19 protein-coding genes are annotated in these 18,597 nt (G+C 66.1%); 5 read left to right on the forward strand and 14 right to left on the reverse strand.

The annotated features are described in order from the left end of the window. Positions 1–2 precede the first annotated feature (2 nt). Positions 3–1,112 (forward strand): alpha/beta hydrolase-fold protein, encoded by a 1,110-nt coding sequence (locus ACZI8W_RS19525; RefSeq protein ID WP_463370157.1) that lies wholly within the window; start codon positions 3–5, stop codon positions 1,110–1,112. A gap of 25 nt (positions 1,113–1,137) precedes the next feature. On the opposite strand, the gene ACZI8W_RS19530 is transcribed toward ACZI8W_RS19525, so the two are convergent. Both ACZI8W_RS19530 and ACZI8W_RS19535 read right to left on the reverse strand, forming a co-directional pair. Beyond that, the gene (locus ACZI8W_RS19530) at positions 1,138–2,100 is read right to left on the reverse strand and encodes a hypothetical protein (protein WP_463370158.1); all 963 of its coding nucleotides are present in this window, start codon (positions 2,098–2,100) and stop codon (positions 1,138–1,140) included. An 11-nt stretch (positions 2,101–2,111) separates the two neighbouring features. Further along, positions 2,112–3,281: an MFS transporter gene (locus tag ACZI8W_RS19535; protein ID WP_463370159.1), complete on the reverse strand. Its 1,170-nt coding sequence runs from the start codon at positions 3,279–3,281 to the stop codon at positions 2,112–2,114. Positions 3,282–3,455: 174 nt separating this feature from the next. Here ACZI8W_RS19535 and ACZI8W_RS19540 point away from each other — a divergent pair, with 174 nt between their 5' ends. Then, complete coding sequence (locus ACZI8W_RS19540) at positions 3,456–3,953, forward strand: PaaI family thioesterase (protein ID WP_463370160.1); 498 nt, start codon at positions 3,456–3,458, stop codon at positions 3,951–3,953. A 55-nt stretch (positions 3,954–4,008) separates the two neighbouring features. Here the strand turns inward: ACZI8W_RS19540 and serS are convergent, their stop codons facing one another. Then, the gene (serS, locus tag ACZI8W_RS19545) at positions 4,009–5,271 is read right to left on the reverse strand and encodes a serine--tRNA ligase (protein ID WP_463370161.1); all 1,263 of its coding nucleotides are present in this window, start codon (positions 5,269–5,271) and stop codon (positions 4,009–4,011) included. 11 nt (positions 5,272–5,282) lie between these two features. After that, positions 5,283–5,675 (reverse strand): ankyrin repeat domain-containing protein, encoded by a 393-nt coding sequence (locus tag ACZI8W_RS19550; RefSeq protein ID WP_463370162.1) that lies wholly within the window; start codon positions 5,673–5,675, stop codon positions 5,283–5,285. 47 nt (positions 5,676–5,722) lie between these two features. Between ACZI8W_RS19550 and ACZI8W_RS19555 the strand changes: the two genes are divergently transcribed. After that, positions 5,723–6,772, forward strand: a complete 1,050-nt coding sequence (locus ACZI8W_RS19555) for a septum formation family protein (RefSeq protein ID WP_463370163.1) — start codon at positions 5,723–5,725, stop codon at positions 6,770–6,772. A 12-nt stretch (positions 6,773–6,784) separates the two neighbouring features. After that, the gene (locus ACZI8W_RS19560) at positions 6,785–7,123 is read left to right on the forward strand and encodes a metallopeptidase family protein (RefSeq protein WP_463370164.1); all 339 of its coding nucleotides are present in this window, start codon (positions 6,785–6,787) and stop codon (positions 7,121–7,123) included. A 40-nt stretch (positions 7,124–7,163) separates the two neighbouring features. Here ACZI8W_RS19560 and ACZI8W_RS19565 read toward each other — a convergent pair whose 3' ends face one another. Continuing rightward, entirely contained in the window at positions 7,164–7,325 is a 162-nt protein-coding gene (locus tag ACZI8W_RS19565; RefSeq protein ID WP_463370165.1) for a hypothetical protein, read from the reverse strand. Positions 7,326–7,506: 181 nt separating this feature from the next. Here ACZI8W_RS19565 and ACZI8W_RS19570 point away from each other — a divergent pair, with 181 nt between their 5' ends. Then, a complete protein-coding gene (locus ACZI8W_RS19570; protein ID WP_463370166.1) occupies positions 7,507–8,463 on the forward strand; it encodes an NAD(P)H-dependent flavin oxidoreductase in 957 nt (318 codons plus the stop codon). A gap of 70 nt (positions 8,464–8,533) precedes the next feature. Here the strand turns inward: ACZI8W_RS19570 and ACZI8W_RS19575 are convergent, their stop codons facing one another. The 9 genes from ACZI8W_RS19575 to ACZI8W_RS19615 all read right to left on the reverse strand — a co-directional run bounded on the left by ACZI8W_RS19575 (position 8,534) and on the right by ACZI8W_RS19615 (position 18,594). Continuing rightward, on the reverse strand, positions 8,534–10,759 hold the full coding sequence (locus ACZI8W_RS19575) for an MMPL family transporter (RefSeq protein ID WP_463370167.1): 2,226 nt from the start codon (positions 10,757–10,759) through the stop codon (positions 8,534–8,536). A 141-nt stretch (positions 10,760–10,900) separates the two neighbouring features. After that, positions 10,901–11,560 (reverse strand): response regulator transcription factor, encoded by a 660-nt coding sequence (locus ACZI8W_RS19580; protein WP_463370168.1) that lies wholly within the window; start codon positions 11,558–11,560, stop codon positions 10,901–10,903. 5 nt (positions 11,561–11,565) lie between these two features. Beyond that, complete coding sequence (locus ACZI8W_RS19585; protein ID WP_463370169.1) at positions 11,566–12,729, reverse strand: sensor histidine kinase; 1,164 nt, start codon at positions 12,727–12,729, stop codon at positions 11,566–11,568. 76 nt (positions 12,730–12,805) lie between these two features. Then, positions 12,806–13,093: a putative quinol monooxygenase gene (locus ACZI8W_RS19590; RefSeq protein ID WP_463370170.1), complete on the reverse strand. Its 288-nt coding sequence runs from the start codon at positions 13,091–13,093 to the stop codon at positions 12,806–12,808. Between the two features lie 194 nt (positions 13,094–13,287). Continuing rightward, entirely contained in the window at positions 13,288–13,908 is a 621-nt protein-coding gene (locus ACZI8W_RS19595; protein ID WP_463370171.1) for a response regulator, read from the reverse strand. Next, positions 13,901–15,142 carry a sensor histidine kinase gene (locus ACZI8W_RS19600; protein ID WP_463370172.1) on the reverse strand — a complete coding sequence of 414 codons (1,242 nt, stop codon included), beginning with the start codon at positions 15,140–15,142 and terminating at the stop codon, positions 13,901–13,903. The genes ACZI8W_RS19595 and ACZI8W_RS19600 overlap by 8 nt, the downstream gene beginning before the upstream one ends. After that, the gene (locus tag ACZI8W_RS19605) at positions 15,139–16,332 is read right to left on the reverse strand and encodes a DUF418 domain-containing protein (RefSeq protein ID WP_463370173.1); all 1,194 of its coding nucleotides are present in this window, start codon (positions 16,330–16,332) and stop codon (positions 15,139–15,141) included. The genes ACZI8W_RS19600 and ACZI8W_RS19605 overlap by 4 nt, the downstream gene beginning before the upstream one ends. A 96-nt stretch (positions 16,333–16,428) precedes the next feature. Further along, positions 16,429–17,586: an acyl-CoA dehydrogenase family protein gene (locus ACZI8W_RS19610; RefSeq protein ID WP_463370174.1), complete on the reverse strand. Its 1,158-nt coding sequence runs from the start codon at positions 17,584–17,586 to the stop codon at positions 16,429–16,431. A 24-nt stretch (positions 17,587–17,610) separates the two neighbouring features. Beyond that, entirely contained in the window at positions 17,611–18,594 is a 984-nt protein-coding gene (locus tag ACZI8W_RS19615) for an NAD(P)H-dependent flavin oxidoreductase (protein WP_463370175.1), read from the reverse strand. Between the last annotated feature and the right edge of the window lie 3 nt (positions 18,595–18,597).

Below are 18,597 nucleotides of genomic sequence, written 5' to 3' on the forward strand. Positions count from 1 at the left end.
ATTTGCCCGAACACACCACCGTTCCCGCACCCTCACCGAGGAAGCGCCGACCGGCCCCCGATCGTTCCGTCCCCACGCCGACTGCCGTCCGGGACGCGGCGCAGGGTGACGGAACGGTGGTCTTCACCTCCGACGGCAACGACTGGATCGCGACGTTCGCCGTGGGGGACGTCGCACTGCCGCCCTCGACGACCGCCGTGTTCCTCGACGTCAATTGCGTCACCGACCGGAGCCGGATTGCCGCCGGAAGCATGCACCGCGACACGGACTCACGGGTGTGGTTCCTGTCCGTGCGGGTTCCGGCCGGTTGGCGCGGCGCCTACACGTTCATTCCGTCGAACGCACCGCTCACGGTTCCGGAAGGCGACGTGGACCAGCGTCAGTGGTGGATCGAGTTCCGCCGCAATGCCATCGGATCGTTCGAAGGCACTGCCCCCGACGCCGAACCACAGCGCCTCCGGACGGGCGCACTCCCGGAAGGCATCCTCACGACAGAGACGGTGGAGCTCGACGGCATCCCGCGTCGCATCGGTACCTATGTCCCGCCCGTGCCGGGTCGCGGCACCGTCGTGGTGTTCGACGGCGACGAGATCCGCCGTCACCGGGTGCTCGCCGCGTTCGACAATCCCGAGATCGCCCCCGCACGGGTACTCGTCGTCGACCACGTGAGCGCCGACGGTCAGGAACGCAACGTGCGGGCGTCCGACCTGACGGCCAACTCGCGCTTCCGCGACGACCTCCTCGCATACGCGGGCGAGCCCGTGACGGTGGGCGGCTGCTCGTACGGCGGGCTCGCGGCGCTGTTCTTCGCCTTGACCCGGCCCGACGCCGTGCGCGGCGCAGCGTGCTTGTCACCGTCGATGTGGTGGCACGACGAGCAGGGTCGCGATGTGCCGACACTCGCGGATGCCGACAAGGGCGGCGACGTGCCCATCCTCAGTGAGGTGGGTGCACTCGAGTGGATGATGCTCGACGAGGTCGCCGCCGCCGCCGATCGACTGGCTGCGGCCGGGCACCCGATTCGTTCGGGGACATTCGCGGGTGGTCACGACTGGGTGCACTGGCGCGAGCGCCTGCCTGTGCTGATCACCGAACTGCTGATCACGCAGTAAGCACTGGTTACACAGCCACTACCGGTCACACAGCTGTGTCGGTCCGAACCGGCGTGACCGTGGGGCGCGGGGCGAACACGGGAACGGCCAACAGCACTGCGCCGACGGCGATCATCGCGAACGGCCACCACGAGCGGTCCCCGGTCTGCACGGTAGGTTCGGCGGCCTGCGTGGCGCCGCCCTTCGGCAGGGCCTCCGTCGCCTCCCGCACGTTGCCCGAGATGCTCTCGACGACGTTGCTGACCGGTCCGACGCCCGCGACGAGCTGGCCGGTACCGTCTGTCAGTTGCCGACCGCCGTCGTCGAGCAGGATCAGGCCCTCGAGCAGCTGTTGCGACCCGCCCGCGGCCTGGGCCATCCCGGCCACGAACTGTGCGTTCGGGTCGGTCAGTTCGTAGGCGAGCTGCTGCGCACCGGCGCGCAGCATCTCGAGCTGGTCCATGGTGTCGGGCCCGAGCCCCTGAGTGTTCAGCATGTCGACCAGCTCCCGGATCTTTCCCGACGCCGATCGCGACACGGGGTCGCCAGACCGGTCGAGGGTGTCGGCGACAGTCGTCAGCTGTGTAGTGACGCCGCCCTGCATCTCACCGAATCCGGTAAGACGGGTGACCACCTCATCGACACCCCCGTTGATCTGGGAGGCGCCGTCGCCGAGCAGACCCACACCGCCCTGAAGCTGGTCGAGTCCGTCCGCGAGCTGCTGCCCCCCGTCCCGGGCCTGCCCGAGTCCGTCCGCGAGCTGCTGTGCGCCGTCGTCGAGCTGCCGGCTGCCGTCCGTGAGCTGGCCCACTCCACCGTCCAGAATCGAGAGGGGAAGACTCGCCTGCTGCAACGTGCTGCGGGCATCGTCCACGCCGGCACCCCCCGTTTCCTGATCCGCGACGGTCACGGTGGCGTCGGGTGAATCGAGGTAGGCGAAGGTCGAGCCGGCGCCCACGAGGGCCAACCCGGACACAGCGGTGATCATGGTGAGCAGACGTGCACGCATGTGCGTCGAGGCTAGAGCCTCCGGCTAAGAGGCTGCTGAGGAGCCCCGGTCGGTAGCCACCGGATGGCAGTGATACCTACCACGATCAGCGGCAACACCGTTGCCACCACGAGTACGGACAGCGGAATCCACGCCGAGCCCACCGCGAACCACGCGAAAACAGCGACCGACATCACTTCGCTCGTCAGACCCACCACCGAGGTCACCGTCGCGCGGGCGCGACCCGACATCGTGTCCTGCAGACGAGCCTCCGCGACGATCGCGGCGTTGTGCAGCGCCCCGTACCCGAACCCGATCGCGATGAACCCGCCGACACCACCCACGACGGCACCTGCCCCGAGCAACAGTGCCCCCGCACACACCACCGCACTCATCACCCGGCCGCTCATCGCGGCGGTCCTGCCTGCGGCCGCGGCACCGATCACCTGACCGACCACCGTCAGCGCAACCAGGACGGGCACCTGCTCGTTGGTGGCGCCGCCCTCCCGTGCGAGCAGGCCGAAGTATTCGTCGAATGCAAGACACGCGAGCAGGGCAGCAGCGAGGACCACCGCGCGGCGAATCACCTTGTCGGTGCGTACTTCGCTCGTACCGTCGTGCAGCGCCGCAATGTAGCGGGCGAGCACCGGGCCGCCGGTGCCGCCGTGCTCGTCTGTCTTCATCACCGGGGGTGCACCCGGCAACGTCAGGACCAACAGCATGTTCGCGATGGTGATCGCAACAGACAACCATCCGACCAGCGCATAGCCGCCGAGCCCGAACAGCGGCGACGCCGACAGGATCGCGACGAACACGCACACCATCTCGCCGGCGTTCGCGTATCCGATCACGGCGGCGTATCTGTGTTCGGGCCTGTCGGGTTCGGGCCCGCACGCCGCGAGTTCGTCGTAGAGGAGCGCCTCGAACGTGCCCGATTTCAGGGATTCACTCACACCCCACAGCACGAACCCTGCCGCGAACCCCCAGACGGAGGGCCAGATCATCCAGATCGTGAACGTCGCGGTGAACAGAACACCACTTATGAGCAGCAGACCGCGCCGCGACACCGTATCCGCCCACGCACCCGACGGAACCTCCGACACGAACGCGACAACCGACCACAGCAGGAACAGCGACGAAATACTGCCGGTGCTCAGTCCGTGGTCTTCGAACAGGAGTGCATAGAGGCCGTAGAGCGGCACCAGTTCTCGGGTGGCCGCATAGGCGACCGCCCGGACGGATAGTGAGGTCGAGCGGCTGAGTCAACATCGTCGGCGCATGGGTCCAGCATGACACCGCAACTCGCATGTGTCAGCTCACATGTGTCAGCTCGCATGTGACACCAAGGTCACGCCTGTCCGATACCGTCGTCGAGTGTGAGCGAGGACAACGAACAGATCCGGCACCGCAGCTACACGTGGGAAGATCCGGCGCCGACATCGGCCGCCAACCGCGACATGCAAGGGCTCGACTTCCTGCGCGGACTGATGGACGGCAGCATCCCCCACCACCCCACGTCCCGAACGCTGGGATTCACCGTGACCGACGCTCGGGAAGGGTTCGTCGAGGTGACGCTGGAGGTACAGGAGTTCCACGCCAACGCTGTCGGCAGCGTGCACGGCGGGGTGCTTGCCACCTTGTTCGACACGGCAATGGGGTTCGCAGTGTCGAGCACGCTCGACGCGGGCGTCGGCTACACGACGCTCGATCTGCAGGTGCGTTATCTGCGCGCAGTGCAACCGGGCCACGTGGTACGAGTGCAGGGATTCTGCGAACACACCGGTCGCCGTACTGCGATCGCACGCGGTGAAGCGCGTGACGATCGGGGGAAACTGTTGGCGACCGGCTCGACGAGTTGCCTCGTCCTGAGCTGAGCTGGCAGACCCACCGCTCTGCTGAGCTGAGCAGACCCACCGCTCTGACCGGATCTCAGCCCACCGGCCCGAGCACCTCACGCCCGACGAACGGAACCAGCGCGGCAGGCACCTTCACCGAACCGTCGGCCTGCTGGTGGTTCTCGAGGATCGCGACGAGCCAGCGGGTGGTGGCCAGGGTGCCGTTGAGGGTCGCGGCGGTCTGCGGCTTACCGTTCTCGTCGCGATACCGGACGCCGAGACGGCGGGCCTGGAAGGTGGTGCAGTTCGACGTCGACGTGAGTTCGCGGTACCGCTCCTGAGTGGGCACCCACGCCTCACAGTCGAACTTACGGGCAGCCGAAGAACCGAGGTCGCCGCCGGCGACGTCGATCACGCGGTACGGCACGTCGATCGCGGCGAGCATCTCGCGCTCCCACGCCAGCAGCCGCTGATGCTCCTCGGCCGCCTCTTCGGGCCTGCAATAGACGAACATCTCGACCTTGTCGAACTGGTGCACCCGGATAATGCCGCGGGTGTCCTTGCCGTAACTGCCGGCCTCACGACGGAAACACGACGACCACCCCGCATACCGCTTCGGGCCGCCCGACAGATCGAGGATCTCGCCCGAGTGGTAGCCCGCGAGCGGCACCTCGGACGTGCCGACCAGATACAGATCGTCGTCCTCGAGGTGGTACACCTCGTCGGCGTGCTGCCCGAGGAAACCGGTGCCACGCATGATCTCGGGGCGCACCAGTACGGGCGGGATCATCATGGTGAAGCCGTTGGCGGTGGCCTTCTGCGCAGCGAGCTGGAGCAGACCGAGTTGCAGCAGGGCGCCGTAGCCGGTGAGGAAGTAGAAGCGCGCGCCGGAGACCTTGGCGCCACGTTCCATGTCGATCAGCCCCAGCGACTCACCCAGAGTGAGGTGGTCTTTCGGCTCGAAATCGAACGTGGGCAGCTCACCGATCGTCTCGAGGGTGACGAAATCGTCCTCACCACCGGCCGGAGCACCCTCCTGGACGACGTTGGAGATCGCCATGTGCGCCCGCTCCAGTGCCTCCTGCGCTACGTTCTGCTCTGCCTCGAGTTGCTTGACCTCGGCCGCGAGTTCCTTCGCACCGTCGAGTAACGCGGGCCGCTCCTCCGGGGACGCCTTGCCGACCTTCTTCCCGAGCGCCTTCTGCTCGGCGCGGGCGTTGTCGCCCGCCAGTACCGCGGTGCGACGGGAGGCATCCGCATCGAGCAGTGCATCGACGAGGCCGGGGTCCTCGCCTCGGGTGCGCTGCGAGGCGCGAACGGTGTCGGGATTCTCGCGGAGGAATTTGAGGTCGATCACGAAGGTGAAGCCTACCTTTGCCAGAGCTTCAGGTAGTCCTCGCGCCCGAACATCTGCGCCGCGTCCACCGCGGTGGGGTGCCCGCCCAGTGGGTCTGCGCCCGCCTCCGTGAGCATCCGCACGATCTCTTCTTCGCCTTTGAAGACTGCGCCCGCGAGTGGGGTCTGGCCGCGGTCGTTCGCACGGTTCACGTCCGCGCCGTGGTCGATGAGGACACGCACGGCAGCAGCGTTTCCACGGTAGGAGGCGAGCATGACGAGGGTGTCGCCGGCTCCGTTCGTCAGGTTCGCGGGCACACCGGCCTCGATGTATGTCGCCAAGGTCTCGCTGTCGCCTGCGCGCGCGGCGTCGAAGCAACGCTGCGCGATCTCCTGGATGCGCGGATCGATCCGGTCGTCGGCCATGAACCGACGTTACCCGGACGGACCGCGCCAGGGCATGATGGGAGGTGATGGCCGAAGACAAGAAGAAGAAGCCGGTACGGCGTCCGCCGTCAGCAAAGCTGACTCGGCGTGCGTTGGTGTTCGTAGCTGCGGGTGCGATCCTCGCTGCGATCGCAACGTTCGTCGTCGCGGGCTTCGAGGGCGCCGAGACCACCGACGGAAATACCAACGGTGCGTCACCGTCGACCGGAGCCGTCGCCGGTGACGCGTTCGGTACCTCCACCAGCGGAGACTGCCTGAGCTGGACGGAGCTCGATGCGAGCGACCTCGCGCAGGTGGACTGCGAACAGACGCACCTGTTCGAGGTGGTCCAAGACATCGACCTGAGCGTGTTCCCCGGCGCCGAGTGGGGACCGGGGTCACGTTTCCCGTCGGTCATGCGGTTCACGGAGCTCCGCGACGAGCAGTGCGCGCCCGCGGCGATGGACTACCTGGGTGGTCGCTTCGATCCGCACGGCAAGTTCAGCGTCGGACTGATCAACCCCGGCGAGGCCGGTTGGGCTGCCGGGGAACGCACGCTGCGTTGCGGACTGCAGTTCTCGTCGACCACCGGCAACCTGCTGCCGATCGAGGGCAGGGTCGCCGGCCAGGACCAGTCCCGCGCGTGGGACGTCGGCCTGTGCATCGGCATCAACAACGGGGTCCCGGCCGATCCCGTCGAATGCTCGAAGCCGCATGCCTTCGAAGTGGTCGCGACAGTGGACCTGTCCGAGAACTTCCCCGGTGGACTGCCGAGCGTCGAAGACCAGGACGCCTACCTCGAGCAGACCTGCACGGAGCGGGTGAACGAGTACCTGGGCGACCCGGAGGGCTTGCGGAACAAGACACTGACGCTGTTCTGGGACAACGTGAACTTCGACAGCTGGCTGGCAGGCAGTCGCAAGGTCAATTGCTCGGTCGGTAAACAGGTCGAGGGTGGCGGGTTCGCGTCGATCACGGGCAGCGCGACGGGAGACATCCTCATCGACGGCCAGCCACCCGTACCGCCGCCGGCACAACCTGAGGGCCGGTCGCTTCCCACCCCGCTCCCCGGGGCTGCTCCCCTGCCGGGGTCCTGACCGATGGTGGAGATGAGCGACGAGCGTTTCGAGGGACTCGTCTCGGATGCGCTCGACGAGATTCCCGCGCCACTCACACGGGCGATCGACAACGTGGTGGTGCTTGTCGAGCCGCGGCACGAGGACGAGCCGGACCTGCTGGGCCTCTACCAGGGGATCGCGCTGACCGAACGCGACAGCCATTACGCCGGTTCGCTACCCGACACGATCACGATCTACCGCGACGCGATTCTCGATATCTGCAGCACCGATGACGACGTGGTGCACGAAGTTGCGGTGACGGTCGTGCACGAAATCGCGCACTACTTCGGAATCGAAGAGGAGCGCCTCCACCAGCTGGGCTGGGGGTAGGCGCTCACGCTTCTAGGAGGCCAGGCCTTCCGGCGGGCGGTCAGACGCGGGCGGGCGTGTTCCGCTCGACCTCGGCGTTCTTCTTGTCCGAAGCCAGGAGGAAGTGCGGGGCGATGGTCGATGTGACGAGCAGCAGCAGGCAGCAGACAGTGACGACGGCTACGCACCCGACCACGATGATCATGCCGATCAGTTCCAACATGCTCGATTACCTCCACGCTCGACGTATCAGTGACGTGCACAGAACACGGCACCCCGACGTTCACCTTAACTTCCGGCGCGGGTCGCGCGGAGGCCGGCGTCGGAGCACCACGATTTCCGGTCTGTCACCCGATGGTTCTACGCTCAGCACATTTGGGGCCCGAACCTGTGAGGGAGAGCTTGTGAGTCTGCCACCCGTTCTGCAAGACCGGCTGCGCCTGCCGCTCGTGGCGTCACCGATGTTCATCGTCTCCAACCCAGATCTGGTCATCGCACAGTGCACCGCGGGCATCGTCGGGTCGTTTCCGTCGTTGAACGCGCGACCCCAGTCGCAGCTGCGCGAGTGGCTCATCCGGATCACCGAGGAGCTCGCCAAACACGACGCGAACAATCCGGATGCACCGTCGGCTCCGTATGCGGTGAATCTGATCGTGCACCGATCCAACGACCGCCTCGAACAGGATCTCGCGACCGTCGTCGAATTCGAGGTGCCGATCGTCATCACTTCGCTCGGTGCGCGCACCGACGTCTACGACGCCGTGCACTCGTACGGCGGCATCGTGTTACACGACGTCATCGACAATCGCTTCGCGCGGAAAGCGATCGAGAAGGGCGCAGACGGGCTGATCGCGGTCGCCGCAGGTGCGGGCGGGCACGCCGGTATCCAGTCGCCGTTCGCCCTGCTCCAGGAGATTCGCGCCTGGTTCGACGGCCCCCTTCTGCTGTCGGGTTCCATCGCACACGGCAACGCGATCCTCGCGGCGCAGGCGGCCGGGGCCGACCTCGCGTACGCCGGGTCGGTGTTCATCGCCACCGACGAAGCGAACGCCGTGGACGGCTACAAGCAGATGCTCGTGGACTCCACCGCTTCGGATATCGTCTACTCGAACCTGTTCACGGGCGTGCACGGCAACTACCTGCGCGGCAGCATCGAGGCCGCGGGCCTCGACCCGGATCACCTCGCCGAATCGGATCCGTCAGCGATGAGCTTCGGCTCGGACGACAGCACCAAGGCGTGGCGCGACGTGTGGGGTGCCGGCCAGGGCGTGGGCGCGATCAAATCCATCGGTTCTGCGGCCGACGTGGTTGCGCGACTGACCACGGAATACGCCGAGTCCCGCCGCCGTCTGTCGCTCTAGAAACATCCCGGCGATGCGGCCCGATAGTTTCTTCCTGGCCGCATCGCCGGAACCAGCCCGGCCGCGTAGGTCAGCGCATCACCAACACGGTTCCTTCCGGAGCATCCTTGATCCGATCGTCGGCGTCCCGGTCGAGTGCGTGACCTTCGACGTCGAGATCGGGGATGATCCGGTCGAGCCATTTCGGCACCCACCATGCGCTCTCACCCAGCAGCGCAAGTACTGCCGGCATGAGGATCAACCGTACGATGAAGGCATCGGCGAGGACCCCGACCACCAGCCCGAATGCGATCGATGCCGCTACCGCCATCGTGCTGGTGGCGAATCCCGCGAACACGAACACCATGATCGCTGCAGCCGAGACGAGCACCGGCGCCGAGGTTCTGAAACCGGACACGACCGCAGCGCTCGGAGACATACCCCGCGAATGCATTTCCTGGATCCGCGACACCAGAAACACCTGGTAGTCCATAGCCAACCCGAACAGCACGCCGACCAGAATGATCGGAAGGATGCTCAGCATCGGATCCCCTTGTGGTGCAGGGATAATCGAGTCGAGCCATCCCCACTGGAACACCGCGACACTGCCACCGAATGCGGCGCCCACCGACAGCAGGAAGCCGACTGTCGCCACGAGCGGAACGAGCAACGATCGGAACATGACGATCAACAACACGAACGAGAGTGCCACGATCACGATGAGGTACTTGATCAACGCCTGATGCAACTGGGCATCAGAGTCGACACCCATCGCCGTCTCGCCGGTCACCTCCAGATGAACACCGGGAGTCGCATCGGCCTGCTCACGAATGTCGTGCACAAGGTCTTTGGTGCTGTCGTCGATCGGACCGCCGATGGGTACGACATTGAACAGTGCAGTCTTTCCATCAGCGCTCATCGCACCCATGTCGACGCTCTGCACCCCGTCGAGCACCGCGAGAGTCGTCTGCACGGTCTGCAGATCGGCCGACACTGCCGCTCCTTCGGCGACGACCAGCAACGGGCTCTGCACGCCGCCGAATTCGTCGACGATCAGGTCGTAGGCGTGCCGCTGCGTGGACGCCGAATCCAACCCGCCGGGTACGCTCTGCGCCGTCTTCATTCCCAGCATGGGAGCAGCGACGACGAGAAGAATCCCGACACCGGCGATGATCGAGAGGAGCGGACGGCGCACCAGGAAACCGACCCATGCGCTGTACATCCTGTCGATGCGCGACTGCCGGCCGCTCTTGCCCGGTAGCGCTGGGGGCCACACCGCGGTGCGGTGTTTGCGGGGCAGCGCTCGTGTGCCGAGCGTCTTCATCAACACCGGCAGCAGAGTCATCGCCATCAGCACCGCGACCAGGACACCGAAGGCTCCGGCCATACCCATGTCGGTGATGAAGCCGATTCCCACCACACTCAATCCCGCCAGCGCGATGATCACGGTCAGCCCGGCGAAGACGACGGCTGTTCCGGCGGTCCCGACGGCCCGGGCGACGGCCGAGTCCACATCGTGCCCGGCGCGCAGTTCGGTGCGGAATCGCGTCAAGATGAACAGGCTGTAGTCGATGCCGACCGCCAAGCCGAGCATCGTGGCCAACGTGATGGTGGTAGGTTCGATCGGGCTGATCGCGCCGTAGGCGAGAATGCCGACCGACCCGACTGCAACCCCGCTGAGTGCGACAAGCATGTTCGCGCCGGCCGCAAGCAGAGAACCGAAGGTCAGGAAGAGCACCACGAAGGCGACCAGGACCCCGGCGACCTCGCCGGCGCCGCCGACCGATACGGGTGGTTCGAACAACTGACCGCCCACCTCGACGGTGAGCGTGCTCGGTGCACTGTCCGCCACCGCCAGCATTCCGTCGTAGGCTGCAACCAACTGATCTTCGGTCATCGGATCGAAAGTCACGGTCGAGACCACGGTTGTTCCGTCGGTCGAGATATAGCGGTCCTGCGCGTCGAACGGGTCGCTGACCGAGGAGACACCTGCTACGCCGGCAGCCGAGTCGAGGACTGTGTCGATGTCACCGAGCACTCGCGGATCGGTCACCGGCGATCCGTCCACCTCCTGGAGCACCAATTGCAGGGTGTCAGGTCCGGCGCTGGAAGTACCGGATTCCGGGAACTTCTCGGACACGACCGCCATCGCGGATGCGGCGCGTGTATCCGGCATCGACGCCGCAGCGTCCTCGTCGGACGAGCCTGCTCCGGCCAGAACACCGGTCAAGGCGAACAAAGCGAGAAGCCACGCGAAGATGACGAGCAGTCGGTGGCGGGCGCTGAAGCGCCCGATCCACGCCAGTACGAGTGGCATGTTTTCTCCTGAACTATCAGAGATGTTGGCGCGCAGGTTGTTCGCGCGCTGAGGACTTCTCCAGTGTTCAGGGATGAGACACGCGTGTCGTCGTTCGATCGAATCGCTCGGTGTACTGCGGATGAAGTACGCGCGACGGTGTCAGGTGACGAGTCCGCATTGGTAGGCGAACGCGATCAGCTGGGCGCGATCCCGGGCGCCGACCTTCGTCATGGCCCGGTTCGCGTGCGTCTTCACGGTATAGGGCGAAACGAACATCGCGGATGCGATCTCCGCATTGCTCTTCCCCATCGCCGCCTCGATCACCACGTCGTGCTCCCGCGGTGTCAATGTTCCGAACAGATCCGCCAGCTCGGGGTCGATCACCCGCCGAGGTCTGTCGACGAGAGTCTCGATCACCGATGCCGCTGCCCTGGACGACAGGACGCCACCACCGGCCGCCACATCCTCGATACCCGCGATCAATTCGGCGGGCCCCACTGCCTTGCTGAGAAATCCGTTCGCACCCGCCTCCAGTGCGGACAACACCGTGGCATCCTGATCGAACGTGGTCAGGACGACGATCTTGACGGTATCCGACGATGCGAACGTCCGAATGCGGCGAGTTGCCTCCACTCCATCGACACCGGGCATCCGGATGTCCATCAAGACCACATCGACGGCAGTCGACCGCACGACCTCGACGGCGGCGCCGCCGTCCGCAACCTCGCCCACAACGTCGATCTCTTGCACCGACTCGAGTATCGTCCGCAAACCCACACGGATCACGTCCTGGTCGTCCACGATCAGCACCCGGATCATCGGTCTCACACCCCCGTTGCCGGCACACGTGCCCGCACGGTGAAAACGCCGTCGGCATCGATCACCTCGAGAGACCCGCCGACGGACGTGACTCGTTCACGCATTCCGATCAAGCCGAGACCACCGCCCTCCTCATTCGGAGACGCGACCGTGCGCACCTCGTTACTCACCTCGATCAGTATCTCCGCCTCGGTGGAGGAGATCCGTACCCGGGCGTCGCCGGAGCCGTGCCGCTGTGCATTGGTCAATGCCTCCTGCAGCACTCGATACACCGCGACATCCGCCGCCGGATCAAGATCCACCGAGTTCATCTCGAACCGGGCATCCACTTCCACGCCGATCGACCGGAACGACTCGACCAGCGCAGGCAACTGCCCGACGCCGGGAACACCGTTGCTGTCGGAACCATCGTCGGCCCGCTCGCGAAGAACATTCAAGATGCTCTGCGTCTCACTCAACACAGCGTGTACCCCCGCCCGAGCCGCTTCGATCGCCTTCCGGGACTGGTCCGATCCAGGCGGGAGATTCACCTCGGCCACACCGAGGTTGATGCTGATCACCGCGACTTCGTGACCCACGATGTCATGAAGGTCCCGAGCGATCCGAATGCGTTCCTCCGCGACACGGCGCTGCGTTTCGCCTTCTCGGGCTGCGATGGCATCGCGGGCACGCTCCTCCTGCTCCGTCCAGTACCTGTCTCGGTTGCGGATTGCGTTGCCTACTGCCGCCGCAGTGACCGAAGCACAGAACCCCGCGACCGCCGCCGGCTCGAACCAGTCGGCATCCGCGGCATAGACGGAGGCACCGAAGGCAACCACACCGGCGAGGATGCCCGCCGCGAGCACGGATGCGCCGCGCAGCGCCATTCCGAACACCGTGAACACCGCCATGGTCCAGATCACCAGCGGGTTCCAGAAGACCGCGTCGACGACCACTCCCGCAAGGATCAGGAGTAGCCCGGCCCACGGGTACCGCTGTGAAACCATGACCCCTGCAAGTGCGACGACGACCGCGATGTAGCTGCCGATCGGCGCGGCTGCGCCGACGAGAACGATCAGAGCGACACAGCCGGCGAGCACCGGCAGGACGAACGCGATCCGGTTCAGAATCGGCAGTTGCCGAAACCACCGCCTGCGTAGGGGTGTGATCTCGTCGTAGCGGAAGGGCATGCCTCGAGTCTCCTGTATGCACGAGTAGTCGGATGCCCACGCAGTTGACTTTCGATGCTCAGAGCGTATTCGATGCTCAGAGGGCGCTGTATTGGGTCAGCTTGGGTGCGCCGGCGAGCAGCGGCCCGAGATCGGTGATCGCGCCGTCACCCGCACGGAACTTCCGGTACGCGGTGTCGTGCTCGCGCGACTGCCACTTCTCGACGACGACCCACCGTGCCTCGTTCTTCTGGTCCACGAGGATCTCGATGCCGACGCAGCCGTCGAACGCCCGGGTCTCGTCGAGGACTCGCGTCATGACCTTCTTCGCCTGGTCGAGCGAGTCGGCCTTGAATTCGAGCTCCAGCAGGGCGGTGAGTGCCATGTTCTCCCTTTCGTAGAATGTAATTTTCGTACCCACATTCCCCGATTGCTCGGCGCAACGCAATAGACTGCGGCACGGCCCGCCAGTTTCCGCCCCGAGGTCGAAATCAATGGGCGACTGACGCGTGGGCTGGCCGAACAAACGACGGCGGTCGATCCTGGGCGTCTCGGCGAAAGAATACGGTCGACCTCGGTTCACAACAGCCGTCGACGATGCGCGGTCGCCACTGCCGCGGCACGGTCGCGTACACCCAACTTGCTGTAGACGTGCTGAAGATGAGTCTTGACAGTCGCCTCACCCACGAACAGCGCAGCACCGATCTGCGCGTTGGTGTACCCCTCCGCCACGAGCGCAAGCACGTCGTGTTCGCGGCCACTGAGCACGGAGTCCGTTCCGGAGCCTGCATGCCACTGCTGTTGCACCGACGGAGACAATATGCGCCGGCCGGCCGCGGTCGCGCGGATCGCCTCGAACAACCGGCTGCGTTCGGAGTCCTTGAGCAGGTAACTGCGGGCCCCCGCAGTCAGGGCCGACACCACATCGACCCGGCCGTCGTAGGTCGTCAGGACAAGCACCTCGACGTGCGGATACTCGGTGCGTATCCGGGCGATGAGGTCGATCCCGTCGCCGCCGGGCATCCGCAGGTCCGTCACCACGACATCCACCGGATGGCGCCGCAGCATTGCCGAGGCCTCTTCGCCCGAGCCTGCCTCGGCAGCGACGACGATGTCGTCGGCGATCTGCAATTGGCCCCGCAAACCGTCGCGCACCACTGGGTGGTCGTCGACCAGCAGTACCCGGATCGGCTCACGCACCGGGGCCTCCCTCCACTGCGTCTCCGATGGGAACCGTTGCTGTGACAGTGGTTCCGCCACCCGGCACCGACTGCAGATCCAGCTTTCCACCCTGCACCGCTGCTCGTTCGACCATGAGCGCAACACCGTGCCCGCGCGTTTCCTGCGACTCCGGTTCGAACCCGGAACCGTTGTCGGCGACGTCGAGGGCCACCGAATCACCGAGGTACGTAAGGGTCAAGTGCACTTCTTCAGCGCTCGCGTGCCGTCGGACATTGGTGAGCGACTCCCGGGCAATCCGGACCAGCGTGTCCTCTACCACGTCCGCCAGCGGAAGTGGTGCACCGACGACGTGCACCCGGGTACGGATTCCCCCGGTTCGCTCGTTCTCCTCGGCGAGGGCGGTCAGCGCGGCGGGCAGCCCGCGATTGTCGAGCACCGTCGGCCGCAACGCCGCAATCGATCGACGCGCCTCCCGCAACCCGTCCCGGGCAAGCTCCATGCCGACCCGAACTCGTGCACGCATCGGATCGTCCCTGGATGCTTGTGCGTCAGCGGCTTCGAGCTGGCTGACAATTCCCGCCAAGGCGGCCGCGAGCGTGTCGTGGATCTCGGCGGCGATCCGCGAACGTTCGGCGAGCACTCCGGACTCACGCGCCCCGGCGACCAGCCGGTCCTGCAGCTCGAGGTTCTCGGCCAGCGCCCGTTCCAGGCCGTCATGCGCGCGGGCGAGCTCCGACAGCGCGGCCCTGCGCGCCACCGTCTCCGCCTCCAGCCTTCGGATGCTCCATCCGATGGCCGCGGCCAGCGCCATACCCCCGACGGTGATCGCCGGGTTCGGCGTCTCACCGCCTGCCATGGCGAACCCCGCGGGGACCGCCGTAGCCACCACCAAACCGGCGTACGCCCAGACGCCCGGAAGCGCCACGAACGCCATACCGTAGGTGGCCAGATACAAGGCCAGGTAGCTGGCGGATACCTGGAGCAAGACGGTACACAGCGCCACCAAGCCGACGTAATACACCGCCATCGGCGCCACCGCGCGTTCGAGCCAATGGCGGTGAGCGACCGTCCAGTAGGTGTGCCATCCGGCCAGCACCAGACTGGCGACCAGCACCCGGAGCGCGTCCGCCGCGTCGATCTCCCCTGCCGGTCCGGCGTACGCGGGAACCACCAGGAGCAGGGCGTACGGCAACACCAGCCAGATCCAGTCGGTCCGGCTGATGTGCCGCGATTCCCCTGCCTCCACCGTCATGCCCCGATTCTCACACCCGTCGATGCGGCCCGGCCACGGATGAACCGCTTCAGCACGGCTTCCGCCGGTCCGATGCGATCGGACCACACAGCGGCTGCGATCACGGTTGCCGCCCAGGTCAGCAGGGCCAGAGCTACGGCACAGGTGGGGCCGATCCGGTCGCCCAGCCCGACGGTCGCTGCCGGCAGCAACGCCGCGAACACCACCGACTGCGCCAGATAGCACGACAACGACTTCTGCCCGGCCGACTGCAAGGCCCGCACACTCCGATGACGATCGCGGCCAGAAGCCGCCAACCGGGCCGCGACCAGGGCGACGACCGCCGCGTAACCCAGCCCGCAGAACACTCCGGTCACCACGTGCACCCAGGACAGCGCGACGAGCGCCGGAGTTCCCGGCATCCACACCTGTGCGCCGACGAGTCCGGGGCCGATTCCCCCGGCGATACCCACACCGATCCCGACCCAGGCCGTCCACATCAACAAACGACGATGACGTTCCGGGAGTTCCATGACCCGGTGCCGCCCGGCCCAGATGCCGACCAGCATCGCCGTGACGACCGCCGCCATCCCGAACGGTCCCATCACCCATTCGAGCACCCTCAGCCCCGCGGCCTGCAGCATATCCGGCACGCCGTACGACCAGAAGAAGCTGCGCTCGGCGCTCGGCGTCGCATCGGCGAAGATCACCGCTTGCACCGTCCCCGCCACGGCGAGCCACGAGAACGCAAGCACGAGGAGCGCGCGGTCGCTCAGACGGAGCAGTGGCACCAGCAGCAGCGCGAGCAACCCGTACCAACCGAGGATGTCCCCGGAGAACGCGAGCACGGCATGCACCGCACCGAACAGGATCAGGCCGACGGATCGGCGTCGCAACGCCCGACGAATCTCGCCCTCGGCCACACCACGGGCTCGCCGGCGACGGATCATCTCCACGATTCCGTACCCGAACAGGGCCGCGAACAGCGGGTAGGCACGGAACTCGACCGTCGCGCCCAGCACTCCGGTGACGATCTGATCGACGACGTTGTCTGTGATGATGTGTTGGCGCAAGCCATATGGGCGGCCGTGCAGGTATATCTGCACATTCGCGACGGCGATCAGCGCCAGCATCAGTCCACGGGCGAAATCCGGAGCGAGAAATCGTCCGCGCCCGGCGATCTCGGTGCGAAGTCCGGTCGTGTTGTCCATGCGTGTGACGCTAGATTTGCGCAGACGCCACCGACATCCACCGATCGGTTGATCACCACAGGAACGACGCTCAGGTAGCCCGACCGGGTGGACTCGTCACCGGAACTCGGCGGCGATGTCCCGGCCGATGATCTCCTTCATGACCTCGGTGGTGCCGCCGTAGATGGTCTGGATCCGGGCGTCCACGTAGGCGCGGCCGATCGCGTACTCCATCATGAAGCCGTAGCCGCCGTGCAGCTGCACACCCCGGTCCACGACACGTTTCTGCAGTTCGCTGGCCCACCACTTGGCCTTCGACGCATCGACCGCGGTGAGTTCACCGGCGTTGAGCGCGAGAACACACCGGTCGACGTGCGACTCGGTCACCTCGATCTCCGTGAGCATCTCGGCAAGCACGAATCGGGTGTTCTGCAGATCGCCGATCGGCTTTCCGAACGCCTTGCGCTCGAACACGTACTGCTTGGTCCACTCGTAGGCCGCACGCGCCGACGCGATGGCGCTGACGGCAATGCCGATCCGCTCGAGCGGCAAGTTCTCCATGAGATGGATGAAGCCGCGCCCTTCGGTGCCGAGCAGGTTTTCGGCGGGTACGCGAGCATCCTCGAACACCAACTCGGCGGTGTCCTGCGCGGCGAGACCGACCTTGTGGAGTTTGCGTCCGCGGCTGAAGCCGGGGGTGTCGCGCTCGACCACGATGAGCGAGAACCCCTTCGACCCGGCACTCGGATCGGTCCGGCACACCACGATCACCAGGTCCGAGTGAATACCGTTGGTGATGAAGGTCTTCTGCCCGTTGATGATCCAGTCGTCGCCGTCGCGCACCGCCGTGGTCTTGACGCCCTGAAGGTCGGAGCCGGCACCCGGTTCGGTCATCGCGATGGCGCCGATGATCTCGCCCGCTGCCATACGTGGCAGCCAGCGGGCCTTCTGCTCCTCTGTGCCCAGATGCAGCAGGTACGGGATGACGATGTCGTCCTGCAGCGCGAGAGTCGCACCGAACGACGTGGTGTTCGTGCGGGCCGTCTCCTCCTGGACGATCTGCCGGAACCGGTAGTCGGTGACACCGGATCCGCCGAATTCCTCGGGGACTCCGAGGCCCAGGATCCCGGTCTTGCCGGCCGCCAGGTACACGGACCGGTCGATGAGCCGTTCTTCTTCCCAGCGTTCGTAGTTCGGTTCGACCTCGCGGGCATAGAACTCTCGCACCGTCTCCCGGTATGCCTCGTGATCACTCTCGAAGTGGGTTCGCTTCATGAATTCTCCTCGAACTGGCCTGTGTCAGGCGCTCACGCGGTCGATCAGACCCGCAAGGCGCTCGGCGATCAGGGCTTCCGCGTCGGCGACGATGCGCTCGACGAGCTCACCCGCCGTGGGGATGTCGTGGATGATGCCTTGAACGGTGCCGACAGTCCAGATACCGGCTTCCGGGTCGCCGTTCTCGTACACGAGACGACCACGCGCACCCGCGACCAACTCCTGCACATCGGGAAACTGCCCACCACGGCCCAAGATCTCCACCACCTCGCGGCTGACGCTGTTGCTCGCCACGCGCGCGGTGTTGCGCAGCGGACGGAAGATCAACTCGGTGTCGGTTTCCTTCGCCTCGACGATCGCTTCCTTGATCTTCTGGTGGATGGGCGATTCGACGGTGCACATGAAGCGGGTGCCCATGTTGATGCCGTCGGCGCCGAGCGCGAGTGCGGCGACGAGGCCGCGGCCGTCACCGAAGCCACCCGAAGCGATCATCGGGATGGTGATCCGTTCTGCTGCGGCGGCGATGAGCACGAGGCCCGGAATGTCGTCCTCACCGGGATGTCCGGCGCATTCGAATCCGTCGATGCTGATTCCGTCGACTCCGGCGTCCTGTGCCTTGACGGCGTGCCGGACACTGGTGCACTTGTGCAGCACCTTGACCCCAGCGGCGTGGAAGTCGGGCAGGTGCGGCGCGGGATTGGAACCCGCCGTTTCGACGATCTTGATCCCCGAATCGATGATGACGCGGCGGTACTCGTCGTACGGCGGCGGCGTGATCGACGGCAGGATCGTGAGATTGACGCCGAACGGCTGGTCGGTGAGCTCGCGGGTACGAGCGATCTCCTTCGCGAGGTCTTCGGGTGTGGGCTGGGTGAGTGCGGTGATCATGCCGAGCGCGCCGGCATTTGCGACAGCGGCGACCAGTTCGGCGCGGCCGACCCACTGCATTCCGCCCTGCACGATGGGGTGACGAACTCCGAAGGTGTCGGTGAAGGCTGTGGTCAGCACGAA

Source organism: Rhodococcus ruitaii (assembly GCF_055230935.1).

What these genes read in the sequence shown, in the direction of transcription:
- ACZI8W_RS19605 (WP_463370173.1), bottom strand. Translation starts at nt 16,332, where the DNA reads ATGGACAACACGACCGGACTTCGCACCGAGATCGCCGGGCGCGGACGA.
- ACZI8W_RS19550 (WP_463370162.1), bottom strand. Translation starts at nt 5,675, where the DNA reads ATGGCCGACGACCGGATCGATCCGCGCATCCAGGAGATCGCGCAGCGT.
- ACZI8W_RS19530 (WP_463370158.1), bottom strand. Translation starts at nt 2,100, where the DNA reads ATGCGTGCACGTCTGCTCACCATGATCACCGCTGTGTCCGGGTTGGCC.
- ACZI8W_RS19610 (WP_463370174.1), bottom strand. Translation starts at nt 17,586, where the DNA reads ATGAAGCGAACCCACTTCGAGAGTGATCACGAGGCATACCGGGAGACG.
- ACZI8W_RS19555 (WP_463370163.1), top strand. Translation starts at nt 5,723, where the DNA reads ATGGCCGAAGACAAGAAGAAGAAGCCGGTACGGCGTCCGCCGTCAGCA.
- ACZI8W_RS19600 (WP_463370172.1), bottom strand. Translation starts at nt 15,142, where the DNA reads ATGACGGTGGAGGCAGGGGAATCGCGGCACATCAGCCGGACCGACTGG.
- ACZI8W_RS19590 (WP_463370170.1), bottom strand. Translation starts at nt 13,093, where the DNA reads ATGGCACTCACCGCCCTGCTGGAGCTCGAATTCAAGGCCGACTCGCTC.
- ACZI8W_RS19580 (WP_463370168.1), bottom strand. Translation starts at nt 11,560, where the DNA reads ATGATCCGGGTGCTGATCGTGGACGACCAGGACGTGATCCGTGTGGGT.
- ACZI8W_RS19560 (WP_463370164.1), top strand. Translation starts at nt 6,785, where the DNA reads ATGAGCGACGAGCGTTTCGAGGGACTCGTCTCGGATGCGCTCGACGAG.
- ACZI8W_RS19575 (WP_463370167.1), bottom strand. Translation starts at nt 10,759, where the DNA reads ATGCCACTCGTACTGGCGTGGATCGGGCGCTTCAGCGCCCGCCACCGA.
- ACZI8W_RS19585 (WP_463370169.1), bottom strand. Translation starts at nt 12,729, where the DNA reads ATGCCCTTCCGCTACGACGAGATCACACCCCTACGCAGGCGGTGGTTT.
- ACZI8W_RS19565 (WP_463370165.1), bottom strand. Translation starts at nt 7,325, where the DNA reads ATGTTGGAACTGATCGGCATGATCATCGTGGTCGGGTGCGTAGCCGTC.